This window comes from Qipengyuania citrea, assembly GCF_024171405.1.
Taxonomy (GTDB): domain Bacteria; phylum Pseudomonadota; class Alphaproteobacteria; order Sphingomonadales; family Sphingomonadaceae; genus Qipengyuania; species Qipengyuania profunda.
Genome location: NZ_JALJZT010000003.1, coordinates 24,935 through 49,976, shown reverse-complemented (window position 1 = coordinate 49,976; position 25,042 = coordinate 24,935). Strand labels below are relative to the sequence as shown.

Annotated in this window: 24 protein-coding genes; 15 read left to right on the top strand and 9 right to left on the bottom strand. The window is 65.0% G+C overall.

Annotation, left to right across the window (positions count from 1 at the left end):
- Positions 1-4 precede the first annotated feature (4 nt).
- Complete coding sequence (gene mscL / locus J2S32_RS15250; RefSeq protein WP_253523267.1) at positions 5-436, bottom strand: large conductance mechanosensitive channel protein MscL; 432 nt, start codon at positions 434-436, stop codon at positions 5-7.
- 138 nt (positions 437-574) lie between these two features.
- Here mscL and J2S32_RS15245 point away from each other — a divergent pair, with 138 nt between their 5' ends.
- From J2S32_RS15245 to J2S32_RS15225, 5 genes are read left to right on the top strand one after another with little or no spacing between them, the layout of a single operon-like run.
- A complete protein-coding gene (locus J2S32_RS15245; RefSeq protein ID WP_253523265.1) occupies positions 575-1,198 on the top strand; it encodes a LemA family protein in 624 nt (207 codons plus the stop codon).
- Between the two features lie 11 nt (positions 1,199-1,209).
- Positions 1,210-2,058, top strand: coding sequence for a TPM domain-containing protein (locus J2S32_RS15240; protein ID WP_253523262.1), 849 nt, complete (start codon positions 1,210-1,212; stop codon positions 2,056-2,058).
- On the top strand, positions 2,058-2,732 hold the full coding sequence (locus tag J2S32_RS15235; protein WP_253523259.1) for a TPM domain-containing protein: 675 nt from the start codon (positions 2,058-2,060) through the stop codon (positions 2,730-2,732). The genes J2S32_RS15240 and J2S32_RS15235 overlap by 1 nt, the downstream gene beginning before the upstream one ends.
- A 2-nt stretch (positions 2,733-2,734) precedes the next feature.
- Positions 2,735-3,280, top strand: a complete 546-nt coding sequence (locus tag J2S32_RS15230) for an NUDIX hydrolase (RefSeq protein ID WP_253523256.1) — start codon at positions 2,735-2,737, stop codon at positions 3,278-3,280.
- A gap of 3 nt (positions 3,281-3,283) precedes the next feature.
- Positions 3,284-4,078: an SDR family oxidoreductase gene (locus tag J2S32_RS15225; protein ID WP_253523254.1), complete on the top strand. Its 795-nt coding sequence runs from the start codon at positions 3,284-3,286 to the stop codon at positions 4,076-4,078.
- 104 nt (positions 4,079-4,182) lie between these two features.
- On the opposite strand, the gene J2S32_RS15220 is transcribed toward J2S32_RS15225, so the two are convergent.
- Genes J2S32_RS15220 through J2S32_RS15210 form a run of 3 tightly spaced genes read right to left on the bottom strand, consistent with a single transcriptional unit; the run spans position 4,183 to position 4,678 of the window.
- A complete protein-coding gene (locus tag J2S32_RS15220; RefSeq protein WP_253523252.1) occupies positions 4,183-4,404 on the bottom strand; it encodes a PspC domain-containing protein in 222 nt (73 codons plus the stop codon).
- Positions 4,401-4,517: an enoyl-CoA hydratase gene (locus tag J2S32_RS15215; protein WP_253523250.1), complete on the bottom strand. Its 117-nt coding sequence runs from the start codon at positions 4,515-4,517 to the stop codon at positions 4,401-4,403. The genes J2S32_RS15220 and J2S32_RS15215 overlap by 4 nt, the downstream gene beginning before the upstream one ends.
- 41 nt (positions 4,518-4,558) lie before the next feature.
- Entirely contained in the window at positions 4,559-4,678 is a 120-nt protein-coding gene (locus tag J2S32_RS15210; RefSeq protein ID WP_253523248.1) for a recombination protein F, read from the bottom strand.
- Between the two features lie 228 nt (positions 4,679-4,906).
- Between J2S32_RS15210 and recF the strand changes: the two genes are divergently transcribed.
- Entirely contained in the window at positions 4,907-5,986 is a 1,080-nt protein-coding gene (recF, locus tag J2S32_RS15205) for a DNA replication/repair protein RecF (RefSeq protein WP_253523244.1), read from the top strand.
- On the opposite strand, the gene J2S32_RS15200 is transcribed toward recF, so the two are convergent.
- Positions 5,983-6,687, bottom strand: coding sequence for an arylesterase (locus tag J2S32_RS15200; protein WP_253523241.1), 705 nt, complete (start codon positions 6,685-6,687; stop codon positions 5,983-5,985). The genes recF and J2S32_RS15200 overlap by 4 nt on opposite strands.
- A 47-nt stretch (positions 6,688-6,734) precedes the next feature.
- Between J2S32_RS15200 and J2S32_RS15195 the strand changes: the two genes are divergently transcribed.
- Positions 6,735-7,424, top strand: coding sequence for an ABC transporter ATP-binding protein (locus J2S32_RS15195; protein ID WP_253523238.1), 690 nt, complete (start codon positions 6,735-6,737; stop codon positions 7,422-7,424).
- Positions 7,421-9,928 carry an ABC transporter permease gene (locus J2S32_RS15190; protein ID WP_253523236.1) on the top strand — a complete coding sequence of 836 codons (2,508 nt, stop codon included), beginning with the start codon at positions 7,421-7,423 and terminating at the stop codon, positions 9,926-9,928. The genes J2S32_RS15195 and J2S32_RS15190 overlap by 4 nt, the downstream gene beginning before the upstream one ends.
- Before the next feature lie 244 nt (positions 9,929-10,172).
- On the opposite strand, the gene J2S32_RS15185 is transcribed toward J2S32_RS15190, so the two are convergent.
- Entirely contained in the window at positions 10,173-12,866 is a 2,694-nt protein-coding gene (locus J2S32_RS15185; protein WP_253523233.1) for a TonB-dependent receptor, read from the bottom strand.
- Positions 12,867-13,124: 258 nt separating this feature from the next.
- Here J2S32_RS15185 and typA point away from each other — a divergent pair, with 258 nt between their 5' ends.
- From typA to J2S32_RS15170, 3 genes are all read left to right on the top strand, one after another.
- On the top strand, positions 13,125-14,942 hold the full coding sequence (typA, locus tag J2S32_RS15180) for a translational GTPase TypA (protein WP_253523229.1): 1,818 nt from the start codon (positions 13,125-13,127) through the stop codon (positions 14,940-14,942).
- A gap of 223 nt (positions 14,943-15,165) precedes the next feature.
- Complete coding sequence (locus J2S32_RS15175; protein ID WP_253523228.1) at positions 15,166-16,365, top strand: hypothetical protein; 1,200 nt, start codon at positions 15,166-15,168, stop codon at positions 16,363-16,365.
- A complete protein-coding gene (locus J2S32_RS15170; RefSeq protein WP_253523226.1) occupies positions 16,362-17,870 on the top strand; it encodes an N-acetylmuramoyl-L-alanine amidase in 1,509 nt (502 codons plus the stop codon). Before J2S32_RS15175 ends, J2S32_RS15170 begins: the two co-directional genes overlap by 4 nt.
- Positions 17,871-17,983: 113 nt before the next feature.
- On the opposite strand, the gene J2S32_RS15165 is transcribed toward J2S32_RS15170, so the two are convergent.
- On the bottom strand, positions 17,984-18,829 hold the full coding sequence (locus J2S32_RS15165; RefSeq protein ID WP_253523224.1) for an outer membrane protein: 846 nt from the start codon (positions 18,827-18,829) through the stop codon (positions 17,984-17,986).
- A 202-nt stretch (positions 18,830-19,031) separates the two neighbouring features.
- Between J2S32_RS15165 and putP the strand changes: the two genes are divergently transcribed.
- The 4 genes from putP to J2S32_RS15145 all read left to right on the top strand — a co-directional run bounded on the left by putP (position 19,032) and on the right by J2S32_RS15145 (position 23,499).
- Positions 19,032-20,513, top strand: a complete 1,482-nt coding sequence (gene putP, locus J2S32_RS15160) for a sodium/proline symporter PutP (RefSeq protein ID WP_253523222.1) — start codon at positions 19,032-19,034, stop codon at positions 20,511-20,513.
- Positions 20,514-20,556: 43 nt separating this feature from the next.
- The gene (ggt, locus tag J2S32_RS15155) at positions 20,557-22,353 is read left to right on the top strand and encodes a gamma-glutamyltransferase (RefSeq protein ID WP_253523220.1); all 1,797 of its coding nucleotides are present in this window, start codon (positions 20,557-20,559) and stop codon (positions 22,351-22,353) included.
- Positions 22,354-22,377: 24 nt separating this feature from the next.
- Positions 22,378-22,749, top strand: a complete 372-nt coding sequence (locus tag J2S32_RS15150; RefSeq protein WP_253523218.1) for a VOC family protein — start codon at positions 22,378-22,380, stop codon at positions 22,747-22,749.
- Between the two features lie 81 nt (positions 22,750-22,830).
- Complete coding sequence (locus J2S32_RS15145) at positions 22,831-23,499, top strand: extensin family protein (RefSeq protein ID WP_253523215.1); 669 nt, start codon at positions 22,831-22,833, stop codon at positions 23,497-23,499.
- Positions 23,500-23,520: 21 nt separating this feature from the next.
- Here the strand turns inward: J2S32_RS15145 and J2S32_RS15140 are convergent, their stop codons facing one another.
- Together J2S32_RS15140 and J2S32_RS15135 are read right to left on the bottom strand one after the other, a co-directional pair.
- A complete protein-coding gene (locus J2S32_RS15140) occupies positions 23,521-23,997 on the bottom strand; it encodes a response regulator transcription factor (RefSeq protein WP_253523213.1) in 477 nt (158 codons plus the stop codon).
- Between the two features lie 276 nt (positions 23,998-24,273).
- Complete coding sequence (locus J2S32_RS15135) at positions 24,274-25,023, bottom strand: proteasome-type protease (RefSeq protein ID WP_253523211.1); 750 nt, start codon at positions 25,021-25,023, stop codon at positions 24,274-24,276.
- Positions 25,024-25,042 lie beyond the last annotated feature (19 nt).

Sequence of the window (25,042 nt, the reverse complement as noted above, 5' to 3'; positions counted from 1 at the left end):
AATTTTACTTCTTCAGCGCGTCGCGGATTTCGGTCAGCAGCTCGATCTCGGTCGGACCGGAGGGTGCCGCCGCTTCTTCCTTCTCCTCGAACTCGGCCATCACCTTCTTGGCATAGCGCACCAGCAGGAAGATGATGAACGCCAGGATCACGAAGTTGATGATCGCGGTGATGAAGGCGCCATAACCGATCATTGCGGCGCCCGCTTCCTTGAGCGCGGCATAGTCGGTGAGCGACCCTTCATAGCCTTCCGGCGTGGTGAGGAGGATGAAATAGCTGGAGAAATCCGCCCCGCCGAACAGCGCGCCGACGACCGGCATGATAACCTCGTCGGTTAGCGATGCGACAATCGTACCGAAAGCGCCGGCGATGATGACCGCCACGGCGAGATCGATCACGTTGCCCTTGGCGATAAAATCCTTGAAATCTTTTAACATGTGGCAGTCCCTGTTTACCATCGTAATCGTGGGACTTTCTGCCACTGACACCGCGGGACGACAAGATCGCGTTAATCTTGAAAGGTGGGAAAGGTGTGCTATCTAGACAAGACACGTTTACCACAAGAGGGATTTTGCATGAACCGCTTGGCTGCTTTTCGCACCTCCATTGTCGCTGCCGCCGCGCTGGCCCTGTCGGCCTGTGGGATCAACTCGGTGCCTGCGGCCGAGGAGACCGCGAAGGCGAAATGGGCCGATGTCGAGGCCGCGTTCCAGGAACGCGCGAACCTCGTGCCCAATCTCGAGCAGATCGTGATGAGCTCGGCCGAGCAGGAACGCGACACGCTCGAGGCGGTGGTGCAGGCGCGTGCTTCGGCAACGCGTCCCGAAATCCAGATCGATGGCGACGATCTCGGCGATGCGGAGAAAATGGCGCAGTACCAGGAAGCGCAGAACACCTTCGGCGGCGCGCTCTCGCGGCTGATGGCCAACGTCGAAGCCTATCCCGAACTGCGCAGCCAGGAAAACTTCGGTCGCTTCATGACCCAGATCGAAGGCCAGGAAAACCGCATCCGCGTCGCGATCCGCGACTATAACGAGGCGGTCCGCCAGTATAACACCACCATCCGCACCTTCCCCGACACGATCGGCGCGAACATTATCCACGGTGCGGAACCGATGGTGCCCTACCAGGCAGTCACCGAAGGCGCCGAAACCGCGCCCGAGCTGAACATGCGCTCGGATAGCGACGCCGCGAACTGAGCGGCGCTGCGATGCGCACACTCCTCGCCCGCTTGATCCTGCCGCTGGCGGCGGGGCTTGGCCTCCTCGGAGGCCTGGCCCTGCCCGCCGCCGCGCAGACCTTTCCCGAACGCGGCACCGCGCCGGTGGTCGATGCCGCGAACATCATCGACGATGCCACCGAAGCGGCGCTGACTGCCAAGCTCGATGCTTTCGAGGAAGCAAACCAGCGGCAGTTCGTGATCCTCACCGTGCCCGATCTCGAAGGCTACGACATTGCCGACTACAGCTATCGGCTGGGCCGCGAATGGGCGCTGGGCGATGCCGAGCGCAATGACGGCATCATCCTCGTCGTCGCGCCGAACGAACGCAAGATGCGGGTCGAGGTGGGCTATGGACTCGAAGGCGTCATCCCCGACGGGCTGGCCTTCGAATATGTCGAGGGCATGAAGCCCTTCTTCCGCCAGGGCGACTATTCGGGCGGCATCGCCTGGGGCGCCGACCAGATCATCACCCAGCTCGAACTGCCACCCGAGGAAGCCGCGCGCGTGGCGCAGGAGCGAACGGCAGAGCGCGACAGCGAAGGCGGCTTTCCCGTGGGCGCGCTGATCTGGCTCGGGTTCATATTCTTCTTTTTCATCCTGCCGATGTTCCGCGGCGGACGCAGCCGGCGCTATCGCCGCGGCGGCGTGGGCGGGGTCGTGGGCGACATCATCCTGTGGGAAGCCGGCAAGGCGATTGCACGCGGCGTCGGCGGCGACGACTGGGGTGGCGGCTGGGGCGGCGGTGGCGGCTTCGGCGGCGGTGGTGGTTTCGGCGGCGGCGGCTTTTCCGGCGGCGGTGGCAGTTTCGGGGGCGGCGGCGCCTCCGGGGGGTGGTAATGGGTTATCTTTCGCAAGCCGATCACACGATCGTATCCGATGCGGTGGCGCAGGCCGAACTCACCACCAGCGGCGAAATCGTCACCGTGCTGGCCGACCGGAGCGACGAGTACACCGACGTCGTGCTGGTCTGGGCGGCGGCGCTCGCCTTTTCGGCGATGAGCCTGTTCGCGATGATCCCCCAGCCCTTCATGGATCTGTGGGACGCGCTGGTCGGCGGCTGGACGCATGAATGGACCACCGGCGAACTGGCGAGCATGACTATTGCGCTGGGGCTGGTCGCCTTCGTGATCGGCTGGCTGCTGGTAAGCTGGGACCCGCTGCGCTTTTTGTTGACGCCGGGCCCGGTGAAGACCGCGCGCACGCATGCCCGCGCGATCAAGCACTTCAAGGTCGGCGCCGAACGGCGCACGCATGGCCGGACCGGCGTGCTGCTTTACCTGTCGATGCGCGAACACCGCGCCGAAATCGTTGCCGACCAGCCGATCGCCGCGATCGTCCCGGCGGAGGTCTGGGGCGAGGCGATGGCGGACATGCTGGCCGAGATCAAACAGGGCCATATCGCCGAGGGGCTGGCCGCGGGCGTACGCGATGTCGGCCAGGTGCTGTCCGAGCATTTCCCGCGCAGCGAGGATGACGAAAACGAATTGCCCGACCGCCTGATCGAGGTCTGACCATGTCAGTCCCCGACCATGATGCGGACGAGCAGATCGTCTGGCAGGGCAAGTACATCACCGCGAAGAAACGCGGGCGGTGGGAATATGTCGGCCGCCCGCGCAATATCCGCGCGGCGGTGATCCTGGCGGTCGACGAGCACGACCATGTCCTGCTCGTCGAACAATACCGCGTGCCGCTGGGCAAGCCCTGCATCGAACTGCCCGCCGGGCTGATCGGCGACGAGGACGATCTCGCCCATGAGGACCCGCTGGCCGCCGCCGGGCGCGAACTCGAAGAGGAAACCGGCTACCGCGCCGCCGTCCTCGAAGACCAGGGCTGTTTCTGGTCCTCGCCCGGGATGGTCAGCGAAAGCTTCACCCTGGTCCGCGCGCGCCAGCTCACCAAGGTCGGCCAAGGCGGCGGCGTGGCGGGAGAGAACATCACCGTACACCGCGTCGCGCTGGCCGACATCCAGAGCTTTATCGCCGCCAAGCGCGCCGATGGTTGCGGGATCGACGTGCGCATGCTCTTGCTGCTGGGACAGGGATTACTGGCAGGAGAGTGAGAGATGGCAAAGGAACGCGAGCCGCGGTGCGCGGGTAAGCTGGCGCTGATAACGGGTGCGGCGCAGGGCCTGGGGCGCGCGCATGCCACCCGGCTTGCCGAAGAAGGCGCGCGCGTGCTGTGCACCGACATCAATGGCGATGGTGCGGCGGAAACAGCTTCGCTGATCGACGAGCAACTGGGTTCGGGCACCGCCTTTGCCATCCAGCACGACGTTACCGATCCGCAGGCATGGGAAGCCGCCGTCGCGGCCGCGCGCGACCAGATGGGCGGGCTCAACGTGCTGGTCAACAACGCCGGGATCGGTGTGGCGGGCAATATCGAAACCTGCGACTTCGACGACTGGAAGCGCTGTTTTGCGATAAATGTCGATTCGATCTTTCACGGTTGCCAGAAGGCGCTGCCGCTGATGCGCGAACACGCGCCAGGGTCGATCGTGAACATTTCGAGCATTGCGGGGCTGATCGCGAGCGATACGATGCCCGCCTATAACGCCAGCAAGGCTTCGGTGTGGATGCTGAGCAAGTCGATCGCGCTGCATTGCGCCAAGAACAACATGCAGATCCGCTGCAATTCGATCCATCCGACCTTCGTCGATACGCCGATCCTCGACGGCACCGCGAAGAACCACAATATCGAAAAGGGTGTCCTGCTCGAGAAGCTGGCGCGGCAGATCCCGCTCAAGTTCGTGGGCGAACCCAACGATATCGCCAATGCGGTGGTCTATCTGGCAAGCGATGAAAGCCGCTTCATGACCGGCGCGGAGCTCAAGCTCGACGGCGGCATTTCGGCGATGTGATCCGGGGGCCGGAATCAAGAGAGGGGCCAGATGGCCCCTCCCGGTTTTCTCTGTTTTGAGCCACGACCGGCACGAAAACCGGGTCGGTTGGCGCGAGGCCGTGGTCAGTCGGCGATCAGTCCGATCGCGAGGTAGATCAGGATGAAGCTGCCGAAACCGAGCAGCGTTCCTGCGACGAACCCGATACGGACCCAGGTAACGTCGATGCCGAAGTAGCGGGCGATGCCGGAGCAGACGCCCATCAGCTTGCCGCCATTGCGATCGAGCGCGAAGCTCTTGCTGGGCCGGACGGCGCGGTCCTCATCGCGGTGCTTCAGCTGGCTCATACGATCACTCCATTGGGCGAGGCCGGGAGGATAGCCGTGGCGAAGGCCACTGCCGAGAGTACGAGCGAGAAGGCAGCTGCGAAGAGCTTGTTGCCGTTTTCCGAGTTGAACATAATTCCTTTCCTTTCGATGCGAATGGGCGTGATCGGGGCGATCAGGCGATGAAGCCGGCGGGGCTGGCGGGGACGATCGCAGCGGCCATGAAGACGGCCGAGATGCTGAGAGCGAAGATGGCGGCGAGAGCGCGGTTGCTGGCGTTTTCGAAGGTGTTCATTGTGGTTCTCCTGATCCTTGGTTTGTTTGGCCCCGGACCATCCGGGATATCCCAATGATTGCAACAGGTGTGCCAAACTCGAAAAACCGCAGATTTCCGCGATTTCTTGCTGAACAGCCCGACCCCGATCCGTTCATCAATCCGAAAGGTTGGGAAATTTCCCCAACTGTTGGATATGCGCCTTTCGAGTAGCGGGGTCCGCGCGCCCGCGCTATCGCCAGCCGACCCATGGCGCTCGACCGCATCTCACTCATCGACTTCCGCAACCACGCCGCGACCGAGCTGGGCGAAACCGCGCAGTTCAACCTGCTGGTGGGCGAAAACGGAGCGGGCAAGACCAATATCCTCGAGGCGCTCTCGCTGCTCGCACCCGGACGCGGGCTGCGGCGCGCCGCGCTCGGCGACATGATGCGTAGCGACAGCAGCACAGGCTTCCGCATCGGCGCCGACCTGCGGCAGGACGATGCGCCGCTTCGCCTCGGCACCTATATGGACAGCGCCAACCCGGGCCGCCGCCGGGTGCGGATCAATGGCGCGGAAAGCAGCGCTACGGGTCTGGGCGAATGGCTGGCGGTGACCTGGCTGACACCTGCGATGGACGGCCTGTTCACCGGTCCGGCCGGCGACCGGCGGCGGTATATGGACCGCCTGGCGCTGGCGCTCGACCCCGCGCATGCCAGCCATGCCGCCCGCTATGAAGCCGCCTTGCGCGAACGCAACCGATTGCTCGCTGACCGGCGCGAACCCGAAGGCGCGTGGCTCGATGCGATCGAGGCGCAGATGGTCCCGCATGGCGCGGCGCTGATGCGCGGCCGCGCGCGGCTGGTCGAAACGCTGGCGGTGCGGCTTGCCGAAATGCCCGCCGAACCCTTTGCGCGCCCCGCCCTTACCTATGCACCCGGTGCGCCCGACCATGCCGACGGGCTGTCGCAGGCGCTATTCGACAACCGCGCGCGCGACCGCGCGGCGCAGCGCACGCTGGCGGGGCCGCATCGCGACGAGTTGGAGGTGGTCCATGCCGCCAAGCGCGTGCCCGCCGCGCAAAGCTCGACCGGCGAACAGAAGGCCATGCTGGTCGCGATCACCCTCGCCCATGCGGGCCTGGCCGCGCAGGGACGCGCCGGGCTGCTGCTGCTCGACGAGGTCGCCGCGCATCTCGACCCGGTTCGCCGCGCGGCGCTGTTCGAGCAATTGCGCGGCAGCGGCGCGCAAGTGTGGATGACGGGCACCGAGGCAGCCCCCTTCAGCACGATCGCGGAAGAAGCCGCCGTATGGCGCGTCGGCGCGGGCGCGGTCGAGCGCGTCTAGGAAGCAGGCGGCAGCGCGGCTTCGACGTCGTCCACCGTATCATCGACCAGCGCCGCGATCCCCGCCGCGGTCGGATGGATGCGATCGGGCAGGAACATGCTGCGGTCTTCATAGATGCTGTCGAGCCAGAACGGCACCAGCGCCGCGTCATATTGCTCCGCCAGCTCGCCATAGAGGCTGTCGAACTGCTGCTGGTACTCGCTGCCGTAATTGGGCGGCGAGCGCATCCCCATCACCAGCACCGGGATACCGCGCGTGCGCAGTTCGTCGAGCATGGCCGCGAAATTGGCGCGGGTCTGCTCGGGCTGGATTCCCCGCAGCATGTCGTTGCCGCCCAGTTCGAGGATGACGAGGTCGGGCGAGGTGGCTTGCGCATCGAGCGTAAAGGCGAGCCGCTGGCGCCCCGCCGCGCTGGTATCGCCCGACACGCCCGCATCCACCACGCGCGCGTTGATGCCGCGCTCGCGCAGCCCCGCCTCGAGCTGCTCGGGATAGCCCTGCTGCTCTTCCAGCCCGTAGCCTGCGAACAGGCTGTCGCCGAACGCGAGGATGCGGCGTTCGGGGCCCTCTACCACCACATCCGTGGCAGGCGCCGACACCGCGTCCCGCGCAGGCCCCGGTGCTTCGGTCACCTCGTCCGCACCGCCGCAGGCGGCCAGCCCGAAGGCGAGGAGCATGATCGACAAAGGCCCGAGACGCATCGGCGAGATTCCTTGTGCAACACTGGGCCGCATGCCATCGCAGCAAGGTGACCAACTCTCAAGCCGCGATTTCCGCCCGCAACCTCACCCTCACCCTCGGCACCAGCGAAGCGCCGGTCGAGATCCTGCGCGGGATCGACCTCGATATCGCGCGCGGATCGACCGTGGCGCTCCTCGGCCCCTCGGGCTCGGGCAAAAGCTCGCTGATGGCCGTGCTCTCGGGCCTCGAACGCGCCAGCGGCGGCACGCTGCAGGTGGCGGGCGAGAACTTTGCCGCGATGGACGAGGACGCGCTGGCGCATGCGCGCCGCGGGCGGATCGGGATCGTGCTGCAGGCGTTCCACCTGCTGCCCACCATGACCGCGGTCGAGAATGTCGCCACGCCGATGGAACTGGCGGGCGAAAGCGATGCGCAGGCGCGCGCCCGCGCCGAACTCGAAGCGGTCGGGCTCGGCCACCGGCTCGACCATTATCCGCAGCAACTGTCGGGCGGCGAGCAGCAGCGCGTGGCGATCGCCCGCGCCACCGCCGCGCGACCCGACCTGATCTTCGCCGACGAACCGACCGGCAATCTCGATGTCGCCACCGGACATGAAATCGTCGAACTGCTGTTCGCACGGCGCGCCGAAACCGGGGCCACGCTGCTGGTCATCACGCACGACCCCGAACTGGCCGACCATTGCGAGCGCGTGCTGCAACTCGCCGACGGACGCATCGCCAGCGACACCGCCGCATGAGCTGGGCGACCGCCTGGCGTATCGCGCGACGCGATCTCAATGCGCGTTTCCGGGGGCTGCGGCTGCTGCTGGTCTGCCTGTTCCTCGGCACTGGCGCGCTGGCCGCGATCGGGTCGCTGACCGCCGCGATCGAGGGCGAGATCGAGGCCAATGGCCGCGAATATCTCGGCGGGGACCTCCAGGTGGAATTGTGGCAGCGTTCGCTCGACGAGACCGAACGCGCCGCGCTGGAGGAGTATGGCGAGGTATCCGCGGGCACGCGGATGCAGGCAATGGCGCGCTATGACGACCAGGCGGCCCCGATCGAACTGAAGGCGGTCGATGCTGCCTACCCGCTCTATGGCACGCTGACGCTGGCCGATGGCCGCGCGGTCGGCGCCCCCGCACCTGACGAGGCGTGGCTGTCGCAGGGCGCGGCCGACCGGCTGGGCGTGGCGCCCGGCGACAGTATCGCTATCGGGACCGAGACGCTTGGCGTGGGCGGGATCATCGCCGACGAACCCGACCGGCTGGGCGAAGGGTTCCAGCTGGGACCGACCATCATCGTGGCCGAGGAATTGCCGGCGCGCGCCGGGCTGATCGCGCCCGGTTCGATGTACCAGTCCAAAACCCGCGTCCGTTTCGCGCAGGCGCGCGATGCCGCGGACGTCGAAGAAGCGCTGGAAGACCGCTTTCCCGAAGCCGGGTTCGATATCGACACCGCCGACCGCGCCGCACCGGGGACCGACCGCTTCGTCGACCGAATGAGCGAATTTCTCACGCTGGTCGGCCTCGCCGCACTAGTCATTGCCGGGATCGGCATCGGCGGCGGCGTGACCTCCTATCTCGACGCCCGGCGCCAGGGCATCGCCACGCTCAAGATCCTTGGCGCGTCGAGCGGCGATATCGCGCGTATCTATGCGCTGCAGATCGTCGCTGCCGCGCTGGTCGGGAGCCTTGCGGGGATCGCCGTGGGCGTGGCTGCCGTGCCGCTGCTCGCGCGCGCACTCGAAGGGCTATTGCCCGTATCGAGCGGGGTCGTGATCGATCCCGGCGCGCTGCTGCTCGCGCTCGCCTATGGCATGCTGGTGGCGCTGGTCTTCGCCGCCCCCCCGCTGCTGCGCGCGCGCCATTTTCCCGCCATGGCACTGATGCGCGCACGCGTCGCCCCGCTCGCCCGCGATCCGCAGGCCCTCCTGCTGGTCGGCGGCGGGCTCGCCGCAATCGTCGCGCTGGCGCTGCTGACTGCCGAGAACCCGCTGCTGTCGGGCGGCTTCCTTGCCGGGGCGGCGGCGGTGCTTGGCCTGCTCGCATTGCTGGGCTGGGGTATCCGCAAGGTCGCCGCATCGCTTCCGCGCCCGCATAGCCCGGTCGCGCGCAATGCGCTGGCAAACCTCCACCGGCCCGGATCATCGACCGGTGCGCTGGTTACCGCGCTCGGCTTCGGACTTGCCGCGTTTGTGTTGCTGGCTGCCGTGCAGAGCGCGATCGACGGCAATATCGCCAAGCGCGTACCCGACCGCGCGCCCGACTATTTCGTGCTCGATATCCCGCGCGACCAGGTGACCGAGTTCGAGACATTGGTGCGCGAGGCCGATCCCGATGCCAACTGGCGCACCGTTCCCGCGCTGCGCGGCGCAGTGCTCGCCTTCGGCCGCGAGGGGGCGATGACCCGTACATCCGCGCTGGAGGATATTCCCGACGGCGCCTGGGCACTACGCGGCGAGCGCGGGCTGACCTATGCCGATCGCTTGCCCGAGGGCAATGAACTGACCGAGGGCGAATGGTGGGGGCCGTTCTACGGAGGCGAACCGCTGGTTTCGATCGATGCCGATTTCGCCGAGGCTGCCGGGCTGGAAGTGGGCGACATGCTGACCTTCGGCATCCTCGGGGTCGAACGCACCGCGCGGATCGCCAGCCTGCGCCGGATCGACTGGGAAAGCCTGGGCTTCAACTATGTCTTCGTACTCAGCCCCAATGCGATCAGCGATGCGCCGCACAATCTGGCCGCGACCGTTGAACTGAGCCCCGGCACGCCCACGGGCCCACTGCTCCAGGCGCTGGTCGCGGCGCTGCCCTCGGCCTCGGTCATCGAAGTCGGCGGGGTACTGGAACAGGCGCGCACGATCCTCGAACAGGTCGGGCTGGCCACGCTCGCCGCAGCCAGTGTCGCGGTCCTGGCGGGCCTCGCGGTGCTGCTGGGCGCGATTGCCGCCGCGCGCGCGGCGCGGACCTACGATACGGTGGTCCTGCGCGTGCTGGGCGCCGACCGGCGACAGATCCTGCTGATGCAGCTTATCGAATACAGCGCGCTTGCCGCCGCGCTCGCGCTGGTCGCGCTGGGCATCGGTAGCCTGGCCGCATGGCTGGTGGTCACCCAGCTGTTCGAATTTGACTGGCTGCCCGACTGGAGCGTGGTGCTCGCCGTGCTGGGTCTCGGCATTGGCGTGGTGCTGGCCTTCGCGCTGAGCGCCTCGCTGCCGCTGCTCCGGGCCAAGCCCGCACAGGCATTGCGCGCGCTCTAGGCGGCGGCGCCGACCTCGTAGCGTCGAGGCGGCAAGCTACGTCCCGAGATCGATACCGAAGGCACGCCTCGCACCCATCGTGTGATAGAACGTCGCGAGTTGCGGCTCGGCGGCAATGCTTGGCGGTTAGCCCCCGCGGCGCGAATGGCGGCGGGTATGTCATGACCTTCGCCGAGCTACACGCTTCAGCCAAAAGAAAAGGGGGCCCGCAGGCCCCCTTCCCTTTTCTAGATGCCGGCTTCGATCAGAAGCGGAACCTTGCGGCTACGCCGTAGGTGCGCGGCTGGTTCGGGTAACCCGAGATCGCCTGCCCCTGCGCCACTGCGGGGAAGACCGTGGTCAGGTACCGGTCGTCGAGCAGGTTGCGGCCCCACACGGTCAGTTCCAGCCCCATGTCGAAGGCATAGGTGAACGATGCGTTGAGGCTGTTGACCTCGCGCTTGAAGGCAGCGGCCGCGGCGCGGGCCGGACCGAAGTCGCGTTCACCGGTGGCCGGATCGACCACAATGTAGTTGGTCAGGCCGTCGACCATCTGCACCGGCGACGAGTAGGAGAAATCGCCGCGCAGGATGACACGATCACCGCGCGAGTTGATTTCCTTGTTGTACTGCGCGCCGAAGACGGCGGACAGTTCGGGCACGCCGGCAACCGGTTCACCCGAAAGATCACCCACGGGCGAAGCGACGAAGTTGTCGTACTGCGCATCGAGATAGGTCATCGCGACGCTCAGCGTCAGCGCATCGCTGGCGTAGAACTGGCCGTCGAATTCGACCCCGAAGGTTTCCTGCTTGCCGGCATTCGACAGGATGAAAGACGTACCCGTGAAGGTGTTCGCCTGGAAATCCTCGATCGACTGCTGGAAGAAGGTCAGGTTCGCGGCAGCACGGCTCCAGTTACCCTTGATGCCGATTTCGTAGACTTCCGAATTCTCGGCATTGGCGAAGCGGGTGCCCGGACGCAGGTTGGTGACCGCGAGGTCCTGCGCCTGCAGCGCGGCGAAGTCGGCCGGGAGCGGACGGCTGTCGCGCGACAGGTTGAAGCTCGGTGCCTTGTAGCCGGTCGCCCAGCTGGCATAGACGTTGAGCGTCGGCGTGACTTCGTAAGCCAGGCGGACGTTCCAGCTCCAGTCGTCGTCATTGGTCGAGCAGTCCTCAACCGCGTTCGGGCAGTTCTGCATCGGCGGCAGGAACTGGAACGGGGTCAGTGCCAGCAGCGGGTTCACCGCGGGGTTGGCATCGTTGGCATCGGCGAAGGCCTGCACGCCCGCCGAAACCTGGCCGAAGGCGGCCGGGTTGGCACCGGCGAAGGCGCCGATTTCAGCCTGGCTGGCCGGACGACCGAGGCCGAGCAGCGTGCCGACCTGCGTGGCGAGACCCTGCGCGAAGATCGCGGTGTTACCCGAGGCCACCAGGTCGATGTTCGAGAACACATCGGTGCTCGTCGAATTGGTGACGATCTGCTTCTTGTCCTTGGTGTAGTTCGCACCAAGCGTGAGCACGAGACGATCGGTGATCTCGAAATCGACATTGCCGAAGATCGAGAACGCTTCGTTGTCCTGGACGATGTTGTTGAAGAAGCCCTGGCCTTCAGCAAAGAACTGGCCGGTGTAATCGGTGCCGTTCAGCGCCGAGAGCGTGGCTTCGAGCGTATTGACATTCTGCGTGCCGCCGGTCGCACCCTGCAGCAGCAAGTCGGCGAAAGGACGGAAGCCGGGACCAAAAACGATCTGATCCGACGTATCGACGCGTTCGTCGAAGTAATAGCCGCCGATCAGGAAGTTGAACGGGCCGTCGAAGTCCGAGGCAATCCGCAGTTCCTGGGTGAAGGTTTCGATATCGGCATCACCGATATTCGCCCCGCTCACCGCCGGAAGGCTGGTGAAGTCGACGTCCTGGTCGGCGCCGAGCTTGGTCTTGCGATAGGCGGTGATCGAGGTCAGCCCCAGCGCGCCGAAGTCGTAATCGATCTGGCCCGAGATGCCGTAGTTCTCGACGTTGTTGATCGGATCGACATCGGTGAACACGACATCGCCATCGGGATTGTTGCGGAAATCGTTGACCTGGCCGCCGAGCAGCTGGATCGCACCGATTTCGGCCGAGGGCGCCACGTTGAGCACGCCGCAGCAGCGCTCTTCGATCTTGTCGTAATCGCCGATGACGCGGACGCGCAGCGGGCCGCCATTGTCGAACAGCAGCTGGCCGCGGGTGAACCAGCGGTCGCGGTCGTTGATGTCGTCGCCATTGACGCCATTGGTCAGGTAGCCGTCACGCTTGTTGATGCCGCCGCCCGCGCTGAAGGCGACCGAATCGCTGATCGGGCCGGTGACGAAACCCTTGACGACCATCGCGTCGTAATTGCCGTAGCTGGCTTCGACCATGCCGCCGAATTCGAACTGCGGTTCCTTGGTGACGATCGAGATCACGCCCGCGCTGGCGTTCTTGCCGAACAGCGTGGACTGCGGGCCGCGCAGCACTTCGACGCGCTGGATGTCGGGAAGATCGGAGATCTGCGACACCGCGCGGCTGCGATAGACGCCGTCGACGAACATCGCGACCGAGGGCTCGAGGCCGATGTTGTTGCCATCGGTGCCGAAGCCGCGGACCGAATAGCTGGTCGCGAACGAGCTCTGGTTCTGGCTGACGCGCAGCGAGGGGACCAGCGTGGCGAGATCGGCGACGTCGCGAATCTGGGCCTGCTCGATCGCTTCGGAAGTGGTCACGCTGACCGCGACGGGGGTTTCCTGCAGCGTCTGCTCGCGCTTGGTCGCGGTGACGATGATCACATTGCCGCTGGCGGGAGCGGCGATATCGGTATCGTCGGCCTCGATGTCAGCGTCGGCGTCCTGCGCCTGGGCGGCGGCGGGCAGAACCAGCGCGGCAGCGCCGGCCAGCAGGGCGGTACGAACGGACGCGTGGCGGCCGAAAGTATTGAATTTCATGAAATGTCCTCTTCTCTCAAGACGTCTTTTTGGTCTGCTGCGCAGTCCCCAAATAACGCAGGCGAGCGGCGGATTACCAGACTTGCATGCCCTCTCAAGCGTTTAGCCGACGCGTGACGCAGCGGGGGCCGCGACTGTGCCTTTCGCGTTACACCGCAACGGCTTGTCGCAGTGCAGCATCTAAGCTAGGGGCGCGCCCGAAACGCATCGTGCCGCTCATGCGTTAACGCTACGGCACGCTAACAGAAAGCACATTCCATGTCCCGCGACCTGCGCAACGTGGCGATCATCGCCCACGTCGACCACGGCAAGACAACTCTCGTCGACCAACTTTTCCGTCAATCCGGCACCTTCCGCGAAAACCAGCGCGTCGAAGAACGTGCGATGGATTCGAACGACCTGGAAAAGGAACGCGGGATCACGATTCTCGCCAAGTGCACCAGCGTCGAATGGAACGGCACGCGTATCAATATCGTCGATACGCCGGGCCACGCCGACTTCGGCGCCGAGGTCGAGCGGATTCTCTCGATGGTCGATGGTGTGATCCTGCTGGTCGACAGCGCCGAAGGCCCGATGCCGCAGACCAAGTTCGTCACCGGCAAGGCACTCGGCCTGGGCCTGCGCCCGATCGTCGTCGTCAACAAGATCGACCGCAGCGATGCCCGCCCGCAGGCGGTGCTCGACGAAGTGTTCGACCTCTTCGCCAGCCTCGATGCGAATGACGACCAGCTCGACTTCCCCAGCCTGTGGGCCTCGGGGCGTGATGGTTACGCCAGCGAAGACGAGCATGCGCGCGAAGGCAATCTGGATGCGCTGTTCAAGCTGATCGTCGACCACGTCCCCGCGCCGGGCCTCGATACCGAAGCCCCGTTCAGCTTCCTCGCGACGCTGCTCGACCGCGACAATTTCATGGGCCGCGTGCTCACCGGCCGCGTCCAGTCGGGCACGGTCAACATCAACGACCCGATCCACGCGCTCGACGCGCAGGGCACTGTCATCGAAGTCGGCCGCGCAACCAAGCTGCTGAGCTTCGACGGCCTCGACCGCGTGCCGGTCGAAAGCGCCGAGGCGGGCGATATCATCGCCATCGCCGGGCTTGAGAAGGCGACCGTTTCGAACACCATCGCCGATCCGCAGATCAAGACGCCGATCGAAGCGCAGCCGATCGATCCGCCGACGCTCGCCATGCGTTTCGCCGTCAACGACAGCCCGCTGGCCGGCCGCGAAGGCAGCAAGGTCACCAGCCGCATGATCCGCGACCGCCTGTATCGCGAAGCGGAAACCAATGTCGCCATCCGCATCACCGAAAGCGCCGACAAGGACAGCTTCGAGGTTGCCGGGCGCGGCGAACTGCAGCTGGGCGTGCTCATCGAAACGATGCGCCGCGAAGGCTTCGAACTCGGCATCAGCCGTCCGCGCGTGCTGTTCCGTGAAGAGAACGGCCAGCGCATGGAGCCGTTCGAAACGGTCGTCATCGACGTCGATGACGAACATTCGGGCACGGTTGTCGAGAAGATGCAGCGCCGCAAGGCCGAGCTGACCGAAATGCGCCCCTCGGGCCAGGGCAAGACCCGCATCACCTTCTCCGCCCCGTCGCGCGGCCTGATCGGCTATCACGGCGAATTCCTGTCCGACACGCGCGGCACCGGCATCATGAACCGCATCTACGAAAAGTACGACACCTACCGCGGCAAGATCGAAGGCCGCCAGAACGGCGTGCTGATCTCGATGGTGTCCGGCGAAGCCGTACCCTACGCGCTCAACATGCTGGAAGAACGCGGCGAGCTGTTCATCGGCGGCGGCGCGAAAATCTACGAAGGCATCATCATCGGCGAAAACGCCAAGCCGGACGACCTCGAGGTCAACCCGATGAAGTCGAAGCAGCTGACCAACTTCCGTTCGACCGGCAAGGACGATTCGATCCGCCTCACCCCGCCGCGCGTGATGACGCTGGAACAGGCCATCGCCTATATCGACGATGACGAGATGGTCGAAGTGACGCCCGAGAACATCCGCCTGCGCAAGGCGATCCTCGATCCGCACGAGCGCAAGCGGGCGAAGCGTTCGGCCGGGTAATCACCCGCCGACAGCTGACCAGATACGAAAGGGGCCGGATGATTTGCGGCCCCTTTTTCGTGCTGCGCCCTGCGCCCGAACGGCTTCTACGCCAAAATATACAATCAATGCCCGTGCACGCGGCGTAGCCTTGGGCCAACACACGCCAGACATAAGAACCACCGGATCGCTCACCTACGGCAAGCAAGGCCCGAAAGCCTGCTGCGCTTGCCATCGTCGTCGATTGGGGGATCGAAGCCATGGCTATCTGCCCGTTATCAATGCGGCCCGCACGGTGAACGTCGCCGATCTCAAGGCCGGCGATCTCGATTCGGCAGGCCATCCCGTCCTGCACTTCTATTCGCGCAAGCCACCCGAATATGCGGTCTACCAGACCAGGGAACGCGCGATGGTCCACTTCGCCGACGCGCCCGATGTCTCGGATGAACAGCGCAAGGTGCTGGCGCAGCTCGCACCCCTGCGCGGCGAAACCAATGCGCTGATCGACGACTGGCGCGAGAAGCCCGATCGATACCACACGCTGGGCATCATTCCGCGCAGGAACGGCGCGCGCATCCGCCAGCGGGCAGCGCGCTACGATCGCCGGATCGGCGATGCGCTCATCGTCGCGCTGGAGGGCGATCTGACGGGCGCCGGGGCGGTGCTGCAGGAGATAAAGGACGACGTCATCGAGGAACGCGTCGGATGGTCGCGCTTCGAATATCTGCTGGTCGCCATCACCATCGCGTTTGCGTTCATCCTGTTCAGCATCCTGTTTGCGGTCCTGACCGTCCCGGATGTCGAAAATGCTGCGGCAGCGGCACGCTCCCTGCTGTGCGACACTGAGCTCGACCCGCGGTGTTTTGACGACGCCACCGATCTGTGGCGTGGCGCAATGGCGGGCGCTTTGGGAAGCTTCTTCTCGATTGCCCTCGCCATCCGCGGACGCACCGTCCTGCCGGACCTCAACAAGGTCAACAACTGGATGGATGCCGGCCTGCGGGTCGCGATCGGCATCATCGCAGGGACCGTGCTGGTCGCACTGGTGGTGTCGGACTTCGTCAATCTGCGGATTGGCGAGGTTAAGTCAAATGAACTGAACGAGCTTTACATCGGCATCGTCGGCTTTGTTGGCGGCTTTGCCGAACGGCTGGTCCCCGACCTGCTGGCGCGGGCGGCCGTGCAGGAAGGCGAAAGCCCCGTGCTTCGCAAACCTGAACCCAATCTCGACGCGGCTGGACCGCCGTCCGCCGCGGTCGCGATCGGATCGGCACCGGCCGGTGAAGTCGCCGACGACGATGTCCCCCCCGACGACGAAACCGAGGACGGCTGCGTCGAGGATCTCGACATCGACGAGGACGACCTCACCCGCGACGAACACCTGCCCGCTGCATCGGGCGGCGTCGCCCAGCCGGACGATGGACTCGAGGGGACAAAGGGATGAGCTATTCTCTGTCATGGCTGCCCGAGGTGCTCGAGCGCGCGGGTCTCAAAGTCGCCGAAACACCCGACTGGCGCACCCGCGGACGCGGTGACATGGGCCCCGTGCGCGGGGTGCTGTGCCACCATACCGCCACCCGCGCGGGCGGTAACATGCCCACGCTCGACATGCTGATACATGGGCGGCCCGACCTCAGGGGTCCGCTGTGCCACCTCGGCCTAGGGCGCGACGGAACCTATTATGTCGTCGCCGCTGGCCGGGCCAACCATGCCGGACCGGGTGCCTGGGAAGGTCTGCGCAATACCGGCAATACGCACCTGATCGGTATCGAGGGCGAAAACGGCGGACGGCCGCATGACGACTGGCCCGAAATTCAGATGGATGCCTATCGCCGCGGTGTCGCCGCCATTCTCGATCACATCGGCGCCAAGGCGAACATGTGCCTGGGACACAAGGAATGGGCCCCGGGACGCAAGCCCGATCCGCTGTTCGACATGTCGCAGTTCCGCTCGCAGGTTGCCGAAATCCTCGCGGGCAAATCACCCCCGCCGCCGATCGCGGCAAGCGACGACCAAGACCGGCCGACCCTGCGCCGGGGAATGCGCGCGGATGCGGTCAAGACGGTCCAGGCGCTGCTCGGTCTGCAGACGGATGGTATTTTCGGCCCCCAGACCGAAGCGGCAATCCGGGCGTGGCAGCGCACCAACGGGTTGGTGCCCGACGGCATCGTGGGTCCGCGCAGTTGGGAAATGCTCGATCTCCAGCGCGATGCCCCCGCCAAGCCCCCGCAGACACCGCCTGCCAAGGACGGCAACAAGGCGAGCGACACGGCGATCATCGACCAGATCGATGTCGGCCTGCTCAAGCTCGCCTTCTCCGAGAACACGCCGCAAGAGCTCGCCAAATGGGCCGAGCCGATCAAGACCGTGTGCCTGCGCTATGGCATCGACACGCGGCGCGAGATCTGCAGCTTCCTCGCCAATATCGCGGTCGAGAGCCGCGGCCTGACCCGCATGACCGAAAGCCTCAATTACAGCGTCGACGGCTTGCTGAGGACCTTCGGCCGCCACCGGATAAGCGAAGCCGACGCACGGCGGCTGGGGCGCAAGCGCGGCGAACGCGGGCTGTCGCTCGCGCGGCAGGAGGAACTCGCCAATTTGCTCTATGGCGGCGAGTGGGGGCGCCGCAATCTCGGCAATACCGAACCCGGCGATGGCTGGCGGTTCCGCGGCTACGGGCCCAAGCAGATTACCGGGCGCCACAATTGCACCGAGTTCGGCAAATCCATCGGCATGGCGATCGAGAAGATCCCCGATTACCTGCGCACGCGTGAAGGCGGTTGCATGGGCGCAGGCTGGTACTGGAAGTCGCGCGATCTCGACAAGTTCGCCGCGACACCCGGGCTCGAGGACGATCGCCGCGCGATCAATGGCGGGCTGCACGGGCTCGATGTGGTGCAGGAACGGTTCGACCGGCTGATGCGCGAACTGGACCGGCGCGGGGTCTGATCGGCAGCATTGAACCGGCAATGCAGGGCGCGCCACGCAAAGCAAACCTCAGTCCCGATACAAAAAGGGCGGCCACGATGTGACCGCCCTTTCCGTTTGAAGCTATCCGACGATCAGAAGCGGAAGTTCAGCGTCGTGCGGATCGAATGGATGTTCAGGTTCGGATCCGAGGGACGAAGAGCAGTTTCACCCGAATCGAGCAGGAACGGATTGGTTGCGGGCGCGGTACCGGCACCCACCAGCACATAGGCATCGTCGTCATCATAGCGCGAATAGAGATATTCGAGGCCGAACGAGATGTTGTCGGTGAGGTAGAGCTCGCCGCCGGCGCCGATCTGGCCACCCAGCTGCCAATCGTCATCATTCGTCATGGTGAAGGAATTGGCCGTGTTGGTGGTGACGAAATCGTGATCGATATCGGCATAGGCGACGCCGCCCGTGACGTAGAGCAGGCCGCGGCCGCTGCCGGGCGAAACGCCGAGGCGACCACGCACAGCGACCGATTTGTCCAGTCCGCGTACGAAAGTGTAGCTTGCCGGGGTGGTGCTGAAACCGGTCGAATAATCTTCCGATTCCGACAGCGCACCCTCGACCAACAGGCCGGCAACTACCGGACCATTGCCGATGCGCTGGTCGAAGCCGATGCGGATGCCGTAGCCGTAGCGCGACTTGTCGTCGCTGCAGCCGTCACTGGCTTCCGCGCCATTGGCGGCGCCGTTGCAATAACCGGGGCTGAAAGCATTGGCGCCGGTCGTCGTGATGACCCCGTCGCCATATTCACCGTCGCCGTCGGTGTCGAAGGTGATGCCTTCACCATTTTCATCGTCGATTGCGTCGAGACCGAAGCTGCCGCCGACGTAGAAGCCGTCGAAGAAGCGGGGTTCTGCATCCTGTGCGAAAGCTGGCTGAGCGAAGGCGCCCGCGAAAATCGCGGTGGCCAGAAATGTTGATTTTTTCATTGAAAATCCTGTTAGTTACGTGGACCCTGTTGCCGGGTAAGACGTTCGCGGAGGCAAGGCGTTCCGGCGCCCCGGTGCGATGAAACGCACGTGTCGCATTTTTGTCACAGCGACAACCTCGCGAGATCCGCCAAATGCCGCGTGAGAGGCGCTTCGGGGCACCGGTGGCCAGCGCGATTTCCATCTGTTAGATGCCTCGCCCATGCAGACCGGCACCTATATTTCGCTCGCCTTATATTTTGTTCTGATGATCGCGATCGGCCTATGGGCGTGGAAGCGCTCGACCGATACGAGCGAGGGCTATCTGCTCGCCGGACGCAACCTGCCACCTGCGGTCGCCGCGCTGAGCGCCGGCGCCTCTGACATGAGCGGCTGGCTGCTGCTCGGCCTGCCCGGCGCGCTCTATGCCAGCGGCCTCGTCGAAGCGTGGATCGGGATCGGGCTGTTCATTGGCGCGCTGGCCAATTGGTTCGTGGTCGCGCCGCGGCTGCGCGCGCAGACCGAAAGCTATGGCAATGCGCTGACGATCCCCGAATTCCTCGCCAATCGCTTCCCCGACAAGGCGGTCGCGCTGCGCGTGATCTCCGCGTTGATCGTGGTGGTGTTCTTCGCGGTCTATACCGCTGCCGGCCTCGTGGGCGGTGGCAAGCTGTTCGAAACCAGTTTTGCCGGCCTGTTCGGGGGTATCGGCATGAGCGATTACATGGTCGGCATCTGGATCACCGCGCTGGTGGTGCTCGCCTATACCATGGTCGGCGGCTTCCTCGCGGTCAGCCTGACCGATTTCGTGCAGGGGCTGATCATGGTCGTCGCGCTGGCGGTGATGCCGCTGGTGGTGATGTTCGGCGAAGGCGGCAGTGCGGGCGGGTCGCTGACCGACGTCCCTGTCGAAGGCTTCCTCAGCCTCACGCAAGGCCTCACCCTGCTCGGGTTCATCAGCGCGGTGACCTGGGGGCTGGGCTATTTCGGCCAGCCGCATATCATCGTGCGCTTCATGGCGATCGACACGGTCGAGAAGGTGCGCCCGGCGCGCAATATCGGCATGACCTGGATGGGCGTGGCGCTGCTCGGCTCGATCGGCATCGGCATTGCCGGCCGCGCCTTTACCGAACGCAACGGCATCGTCGTGGACGATCCCGAGACGATCTTCATCGTGCTCGCCAATCTATTGTTCCATCCGCTGATCACCGGCTTCCTGCTGGCGGCGCTGCTCGCCGCGATCATGTCGACGATCAGCTCGCAGCTGCTGGTGGCCTCGAGCTCGCTGACCGAGGATTTCTACAAGCTGTTCTTCCGCCGCCATGCCTCCGAGCGCGAGAGCGTCAATGTCGGACGGATCTGCGTCGCGCTGGTGGCGATTGCCGCGATCGTGATCGCGAGCAATCCCGATAGCCAGGTGCTGGGACTGGTGTCCAACGCCTGGGCAGGCTTCGGCGCGGCCTTCGGTCCGCTGATTATCCTCGCGCTGACCTGGAACAGGATGACCGGCGCAGGCGCGGTGGCGGGCCTGGTCACCGGCGCCGCAGTGGTCGTCGCATGGATTGCGCTGGGCTGGAATGCGGCGCTCCCGGGCATGGACCAGGGCCTTTACGAGATCGTCCCCGGCTTCATCGCTGCTTGGCTCGCCATCTGGCTGGTCAGCAAGGCGACCGCTGGAACCGCAGAGCGCCCCTTGCCAGCCTGACGCGCAATCGTCACACCGTCTTCCGATTGAGGAGACGACGAACATGCGAACACTACTGGCGGGCGTAGCCGCCCTCGCCCTGACCGCCATGCCTGCCACCGCGCAGGAGACGGCCGAACAGCCCGCAATCGAACAGCAGATCGGCGCCGGCGGGCGGCCCGTAGGCGCGAACTGGGCACGCAGCCCGGTAATCGCGCAGCACGGCATGGCGGCCACCGCACACCCGCTCGCCACGCAGATCGCGCTCGATGTGCTCAAGGACGGCGGCAGCGCGGTCGATGCGGCCATCGCGGCCAATGCCGCGCTGGGGCTGATGGAGCCGACCGGCAACGGCATCGGCGGCGATCTGTTCGCGATCATCTACGACCCCGCGACCGGCAAGCTGCACGGCATCAATGGGTCGGGCCGCAGCCCGTGGGGTCAGACGCTCGACCAGCTGCTCGACAAGCTCGATGGGGCAGACGCCCTGCCGCCCTATGGCGCGCTGCCGATCACCGTGCCGGGCACGGTCGATGCCTGGTTCGCCATGCACGAACGCTTCGGCAAGCGGACGATGGCGGCAAACCTTGCGCCGACCATCGGCTACGCGCGCGAAGGCCACCCGATCGCGCCCGTCATCGGCATGTATCTGGCCCGCTCGCTCAAGGCCTATTCGGCGCGCGAGGACCAGTTCGATTTCAGCAATGCGCGCAAGGTCTGGTTCGCCGATGGCGAAGCCCCCGAGGCGGGCGAAATCTTCACCAATCCCGACCTCGCCGACACGCTCGAAGCGATCGCTCGCGACGGGCGCGATGCCTATTACGACGGCGATCTGACCGATGTGTTCGTCGATTACCTGCAGGCGCAGGGCAGCGCCTTCACGCGCGAGGATTTTGCCGCCCACCGCAGCGAATGGGTCGAGCCCGCCTGCGCCGGCTACAAGGATGGGTACGAGCTGTGCGAACTGCCGCCCAACAGCCAAGGCTTTGCCGCGCTGCAGATGGTCAATATCCTCAAGAATATCGACCTGTCGCAGTGGGAGCGCGGAAGCCCCGAAGCGCTGCACTTCATGGTCGAAGCCAAGCGGCTCGCCTATGCCGATGTCGCGCGCTTCTATGCCGATCCCGACTTCGCCGCCCTTCCCGCCCAATTGCTCGCCGAAGACTATGGTGCCGAACGCTTCAAGCTGATCGATCCGGCCAAGGCGACGCCCGAATTCCAGCCCGGCGAAATCGAAGTCGCGCCCAAGCTCGAGGGTGAAGGCGACACCACCTATCTCACCGTGGTCGATGGCGACGGCATGATGGTCAGCCTCATCCAGTCGAATTATCGCGGCATGGGCGGCGGGCTGGTCGCCCCGGGCACCGGCTTCATGTTCCAGGACCGGGGCGAACTGTTCAGCCTCGATCCGGCGCATCCCAATGCCTACGAACCGGGCAAGCGGCCCTTCCACACGATCATTCCCGCCTTCGTGAAGAAGGACGGCCAGCCCTATATGACGCTGGGCCTGATGGGCGGCGGCATGCAGCCGCAGGGCCATGTGCAGGTGCTGGTCAATATCGTCGATTACGGCATGAACCTGCAGGAAGCAGGCGATGCCGCGCGCTTCAACCACGACGGCGGACCGCAGCCGACCGAGGCGCTCGAAGGCCCCGCCGCCGATCCGCTGGGGACATTGTTCGTCGAACCCGGCATTCCGGCAGAAACCATCGCCACGCTGCGCACCATGGGCCACAAGGTCGAAGTGGTCGACAATGGTATCATGTTCGGCGGCTACCAGGCGATTGCGCGCGATCCGGATACCGGTGTGCTGACCGGCGCGACCGAAATGCGCAAGGATGGGCAGGCATCAGGGTATTGAGGGTCGCCTGAAAAGGAGAACGACATGGCAAAGGTAACCGGACTAGGCGGGGTCTTTTACGTGGTGAAGGACCCCGCGGCGACACGCGCCTGGTACCGCGACGTGCTGGGTATCGGCGGCGAATACGGGCCGCAGCTGGAGTGGTCCGAAGAGACCGGCGACAAACCCTATTCGCTCATCAGCCATTTCAAGGACGATGGCTACATCAAGCCCGGCACCGGCGGCTTCATGGTCAATCTGCGGGTCGACGATTGCGACGCGATGGTCGCGCAGCTGAAGGCAAAGGGGGTCGAGGTGCTCGGCCATGTCGATGAAGGGTATGGCAAGTTCGCCTGGATCCTCGATCCCGACGGGGTCAAGATCGAGCTGTGGGAGCAGCTCGCCGCACCCGAATAGGCAGCGCCCTCTCCCGGAAAATTGCGCCCCGCTACATATCGTTAGCGAAGAATTAAGGATGTTCGGGAGATAAGCGCGGGTATGCGACCGCATCCCGCCTTCTCTCTGCTGCTTCTCCTCAGCCTGGCAGGATGCGGCGTGGTACCTGGCTCCAAGCCCGCAGAAAGGGTCGCGCGGCAGGCGGGGTCCGTCCCTGTCAGCACCGCGCGACCCGAAATGCGCCAGTGCAATGCCGAACTGGGGCAGACCGGCTCGCGCTTCGCCCCGTTGCCCGACAAATTCTACGGCGCCGGTTGTTCGACCACCAACAGCGTCCGGCTCGAACGCGTCGGCGGGGATCACACCGAATTCACCGTGACCAACCTTGGTGCCGTGGCCTGCCCGCTGGCCAACAGCTTTGCCGGCTGGGCGCGCTACGGGGTCGATCGCGCCGCGCAGCAGATCCTCGGCAGCCCGCTCCAGCGGATCGAGACCATGGGCAGCTTTGCCTGCCGCAATGTCGCGGGCAGCGCCCGCCGCAGCGCGCATGCGCGCGCCGAGGCGATCGATGTCGCCGCCTTCGTCCTTGCCGACGGTCGCCGGATTTCGGTTCAGTCGGGGTGGAACGCCTCACGGGACGAGCGTGAATTCCTGCGCGTCATTCACCGCAGCGCCTGCAAGCGGTTCGGCACGGTACTGGGCCCCGACTACAACCGGGCCCATGAGGACCATTTTCACCTGGAATATGGCAGCGGGAACTACTGCCGCTAGGGTTGAGCCGCCGCGCGCCTATTACATCGCAAAGGGCGTATCCTCGTCGAGCTTTGCTTCCAGTCGCAGGCGAACCGCTTGCGCGGAATGATCGGTACCCAGTTTCGACATCAAATTGGCGCGGTGGATTTCCACTGTGCGCGGGCTGATCCCCAATTCGCGCCCGATCATCTTGTTGCTGCAGCCCTCGGCCAGCCAGTCGAGCACTTCGCGTTCGCGCGGGGAAAGCATGGCGATCTTGTTGCGCGCTTCGACCATCTTGCGGCGCGCCTGGACATGCGCATCGACATCCTTGCCGATCCGGCCAAGCGCTTCGGCCAGCCGTTCGGGTTTCAGCGGCAGCGCGACATAATCGAGCGCCCCCGCTTTCACCGCATCGACGATGCAGGCTGGCCGGGGTTCACGCGCGGTGGCGATAACGGGTAGCCACACGCCCTTTTGTGCCAGCTCGTTCAGGACCGACGCGACCCCGCCATCGGCGGGATCGTCGCGCGCCAAGATCACTCCTTGCTCGGGTGGTCGCTGCAAGAATTCGGCGGCGTTGGAATAGGTTTCACAGTGATGGCCAAGTCCAAAACCCAGATGGGCTTGTTCTGCCCGGCCACGACTTGAGCCTCCTACAATATGGAGAATTTGGCGCTCGTTCATTTGGAGTACCTTACCTCTATGACAAAGCCCCCGCCACAAAATATTAGTTAATATAACCGGCCTTAATAAGCTGCCGAGCTAACTACGAACAGTTCTCAATAGCAATTTGTATATTCGCGACAGAACCTAGTCTTCGCTTCTGTAGAAGCTATAATCGGGCAGCGAGTGGAACGCATTTTTCAGCGCATCGCCCCAGCTCGACGAGATTGCCTGGAAGTAAGGGTCGTCATGATTGACCCGGTGTTCGTGCTTGGGTTCGAATACATCGCGTTCGATGACCTGCAGATCGAGCGGCAGCCCGACCGAGAGATTCGCCTTGAGCGTCGAATCGAAGCTGACCATCAGCAATTTGACCGCATCCTCGAGGCTCATCGTGCGGTCGTAGCCGCGGATGATGATCGGGCGGCCGTATTTGGTCTCGCCGATCTGGAAGAAGGGCGTGTCGTGGCTGGCCTCGATGAAATTGCCTTCGGGATAGACCATGAACAGGCGCGGCTCCATGCCCGCGATCTGGCCCGCGACGATGATCGAGGCGGTGAACCGGCCGCGCCCCTTCACCCCATTGGCCTCCTGCCGGTCGGCGATGATCGTCCGCAGCAGCTTGCCGATTTCGGTCACGACCTGGAACATGGTCGGCGATTGCAGGATGATGTTGTCGCGCTCGTCGGGTTCTTTCATCCGTTCTTCGAGCTGGCTGATCACCGCCTGCGTGCTGGCGAGATTGCCCGCGGTCATCACCGTGATGATCCGCTCGCCCGGCACATTCCAGGTGAACATCTTGCGAAACACGGAAATGTTGTCGACGCCCGAATTGGTGCGCGTATCGCTCATCAAGACGAGTCCGGTGTCGAGCACCATTCCCACACAATAGGTCATCGTATTCGTCCTCTCGGCA

What these genes read in the sequence shown, in the direction of transcription:
- mscL (WP_253523267.1), bottom strand. Translation starts at nt 436, where the DNA reads ATGTTAAAAGATTTCAAGGATTTTATCGCCAAGGGCAACGTGATCGAT.
- J2S32_RS15245 (WP_253523265.1), top strand. Translation starts at nt 575, where the DNA reads ATGAACCGCTTGGCTGCTTTTCGCACCTCCATTGTCGCTGCCGCCGCG.
- J2S32_RS15240 (WP_253523262.1), top strand. Translation starts at nt 1,210, where the DNA reads ATGCGCACACTCCTCGCCCGCTTGATCCTGCCGCTGGCGGCGGGGCTT.
- J2S32_RS15235 (WP_253523259.1), top strand. Translation starts at nt 2,058, where the DNA reads ATGGGTTATCTTTCGCAAGCCGATCACACGATCGTATCCGATGCGGTG.
- J2S32_RS15230 (WP_253523256.1), top strand. Translation starts at nt 2,735, where the DNA reads ATGTCAGTCCCCGACCATGATGCGGACGAGCAGATCGTCTGGCAGGGC.
- J2S32_RS15225 (WP_253523254.1), top strand. Translation starts at nt 3,284, where the DNA reads ATGGCAAAGGAACGCGAGCCGCGGTGCGCGGGTAAGCTGGCGCTGATA.
- J2S32_RS15220 (WP_253523252.1), bottom strand. Translation starts at nt 4,404, where the DNA reads ATGAGCCAGCTGAAGCACCGCGATGAGGACCGCGCCGTCCGGCCCAGC.
- J2S32_RS15215 (WP_253523250.1), bottom strand. Translation starts at nt 4,517, where the DNA reads ATGTTCAACTCGGAAAACGGCAACAAGCTCTTCGCAGCTGCCTTCTCG.
- J2S32_RS15210 (WP_253523248.1), bottom strand. Translation starts at nt 4,678, where the DNA reads ATGAACACCTTCGAAAACGCCAGCAACCGCGCTCTCGCCGCCATCTTC.
- recF (WP_253523244.1), top strand. Translation starts at nt 4,907, where the DNA reads ATGGCGCTCGACCGCATCTCACTCATCGACTTCCGCAACCACGCCGCG.
- J2S32_RS15200 (WP_253523241.1), bottom strand. Translation starts at nt 6,687, where the DNA reads ATGCGTCTCGGGCCTTTGTCGATCATGCTCCTCGCCTTCGGGCTGGCC.
- J2S32_RS15190 (WP_253523236.1), top strand. Translation starts at nt 7,421, where the DNA reads ATGAGCTGGGCGACCGCCTGGCGTATCGCGCGACGCGATCTCAATGCG.
- J2S32_RS15185 (WP_253523233.1), bottom strand. Translation starts at nt 12,866, where the DNA reads ATGAAATTCAATACTTTCGGCCGCCACGCGTCCGTTCGTACCGCCCTG.
- typA (WP_253523229.1), top strand. Translation starts at nt 13,125, where the DNA reads ATGTCCCGCGACCTGCGCAACGTGGCGATCATCGCCCACGTCGACCAC.
- J2S32_RS15170 (WP_253523226.1), top strand. Translation starts at nt 16,362, where the DNA reads ATGAGCTATTCTCTGTCATGGCTGCCCGAGGTGCTCGAGCGCGCGGGT.
- J2S32_RS15165 (WP_253523224.1), bottom strand. Translation starts at nt 18,829, where the DNA reads ATGAAAAAATCAACATTTCTGGCCACCGCGATTTTCGCGGGCGCCTTC.
- putP (WP_253523222.1), top strand. Translation starts at nt 19,032, where the DNA reads ATGCAGACCGGCACCTATATTTCGCTCGCCTTATATTTTGTTCTGATG.
- ggt (WP_253523220.1), top strand. Translation starts at nt 20,557, where the DNA reads ATGCGAACACTACTGGCGGGCGTAGCCGCCCTCGCCCTGACCGCCATG.
- J2S32_RS15150 (WP_253523218.1), top strand. Translation starts at nt 22,378, where the DNA reads ATGGCAAAGGTAACCGGACTAGGCGGGGTCTTTTACGTGGTGAAGGAC.
- J2S32_RS15145 (WP_253523215.1), top strand. Translation starts at nt 22,831, where the DNA reads ATGCGACCGCATCCCGCCTTCTCTCTGCTGCTTCTCCTCAGCCTGGCA.
- J2S32_RS15135 (WP_253523211.1), bottom strand. Translation starts at nt 25,023, where the DNA reads ATGACCTATTGTGTGGGAATGGTGCTCGACACCGGACTCGTCTTGATG.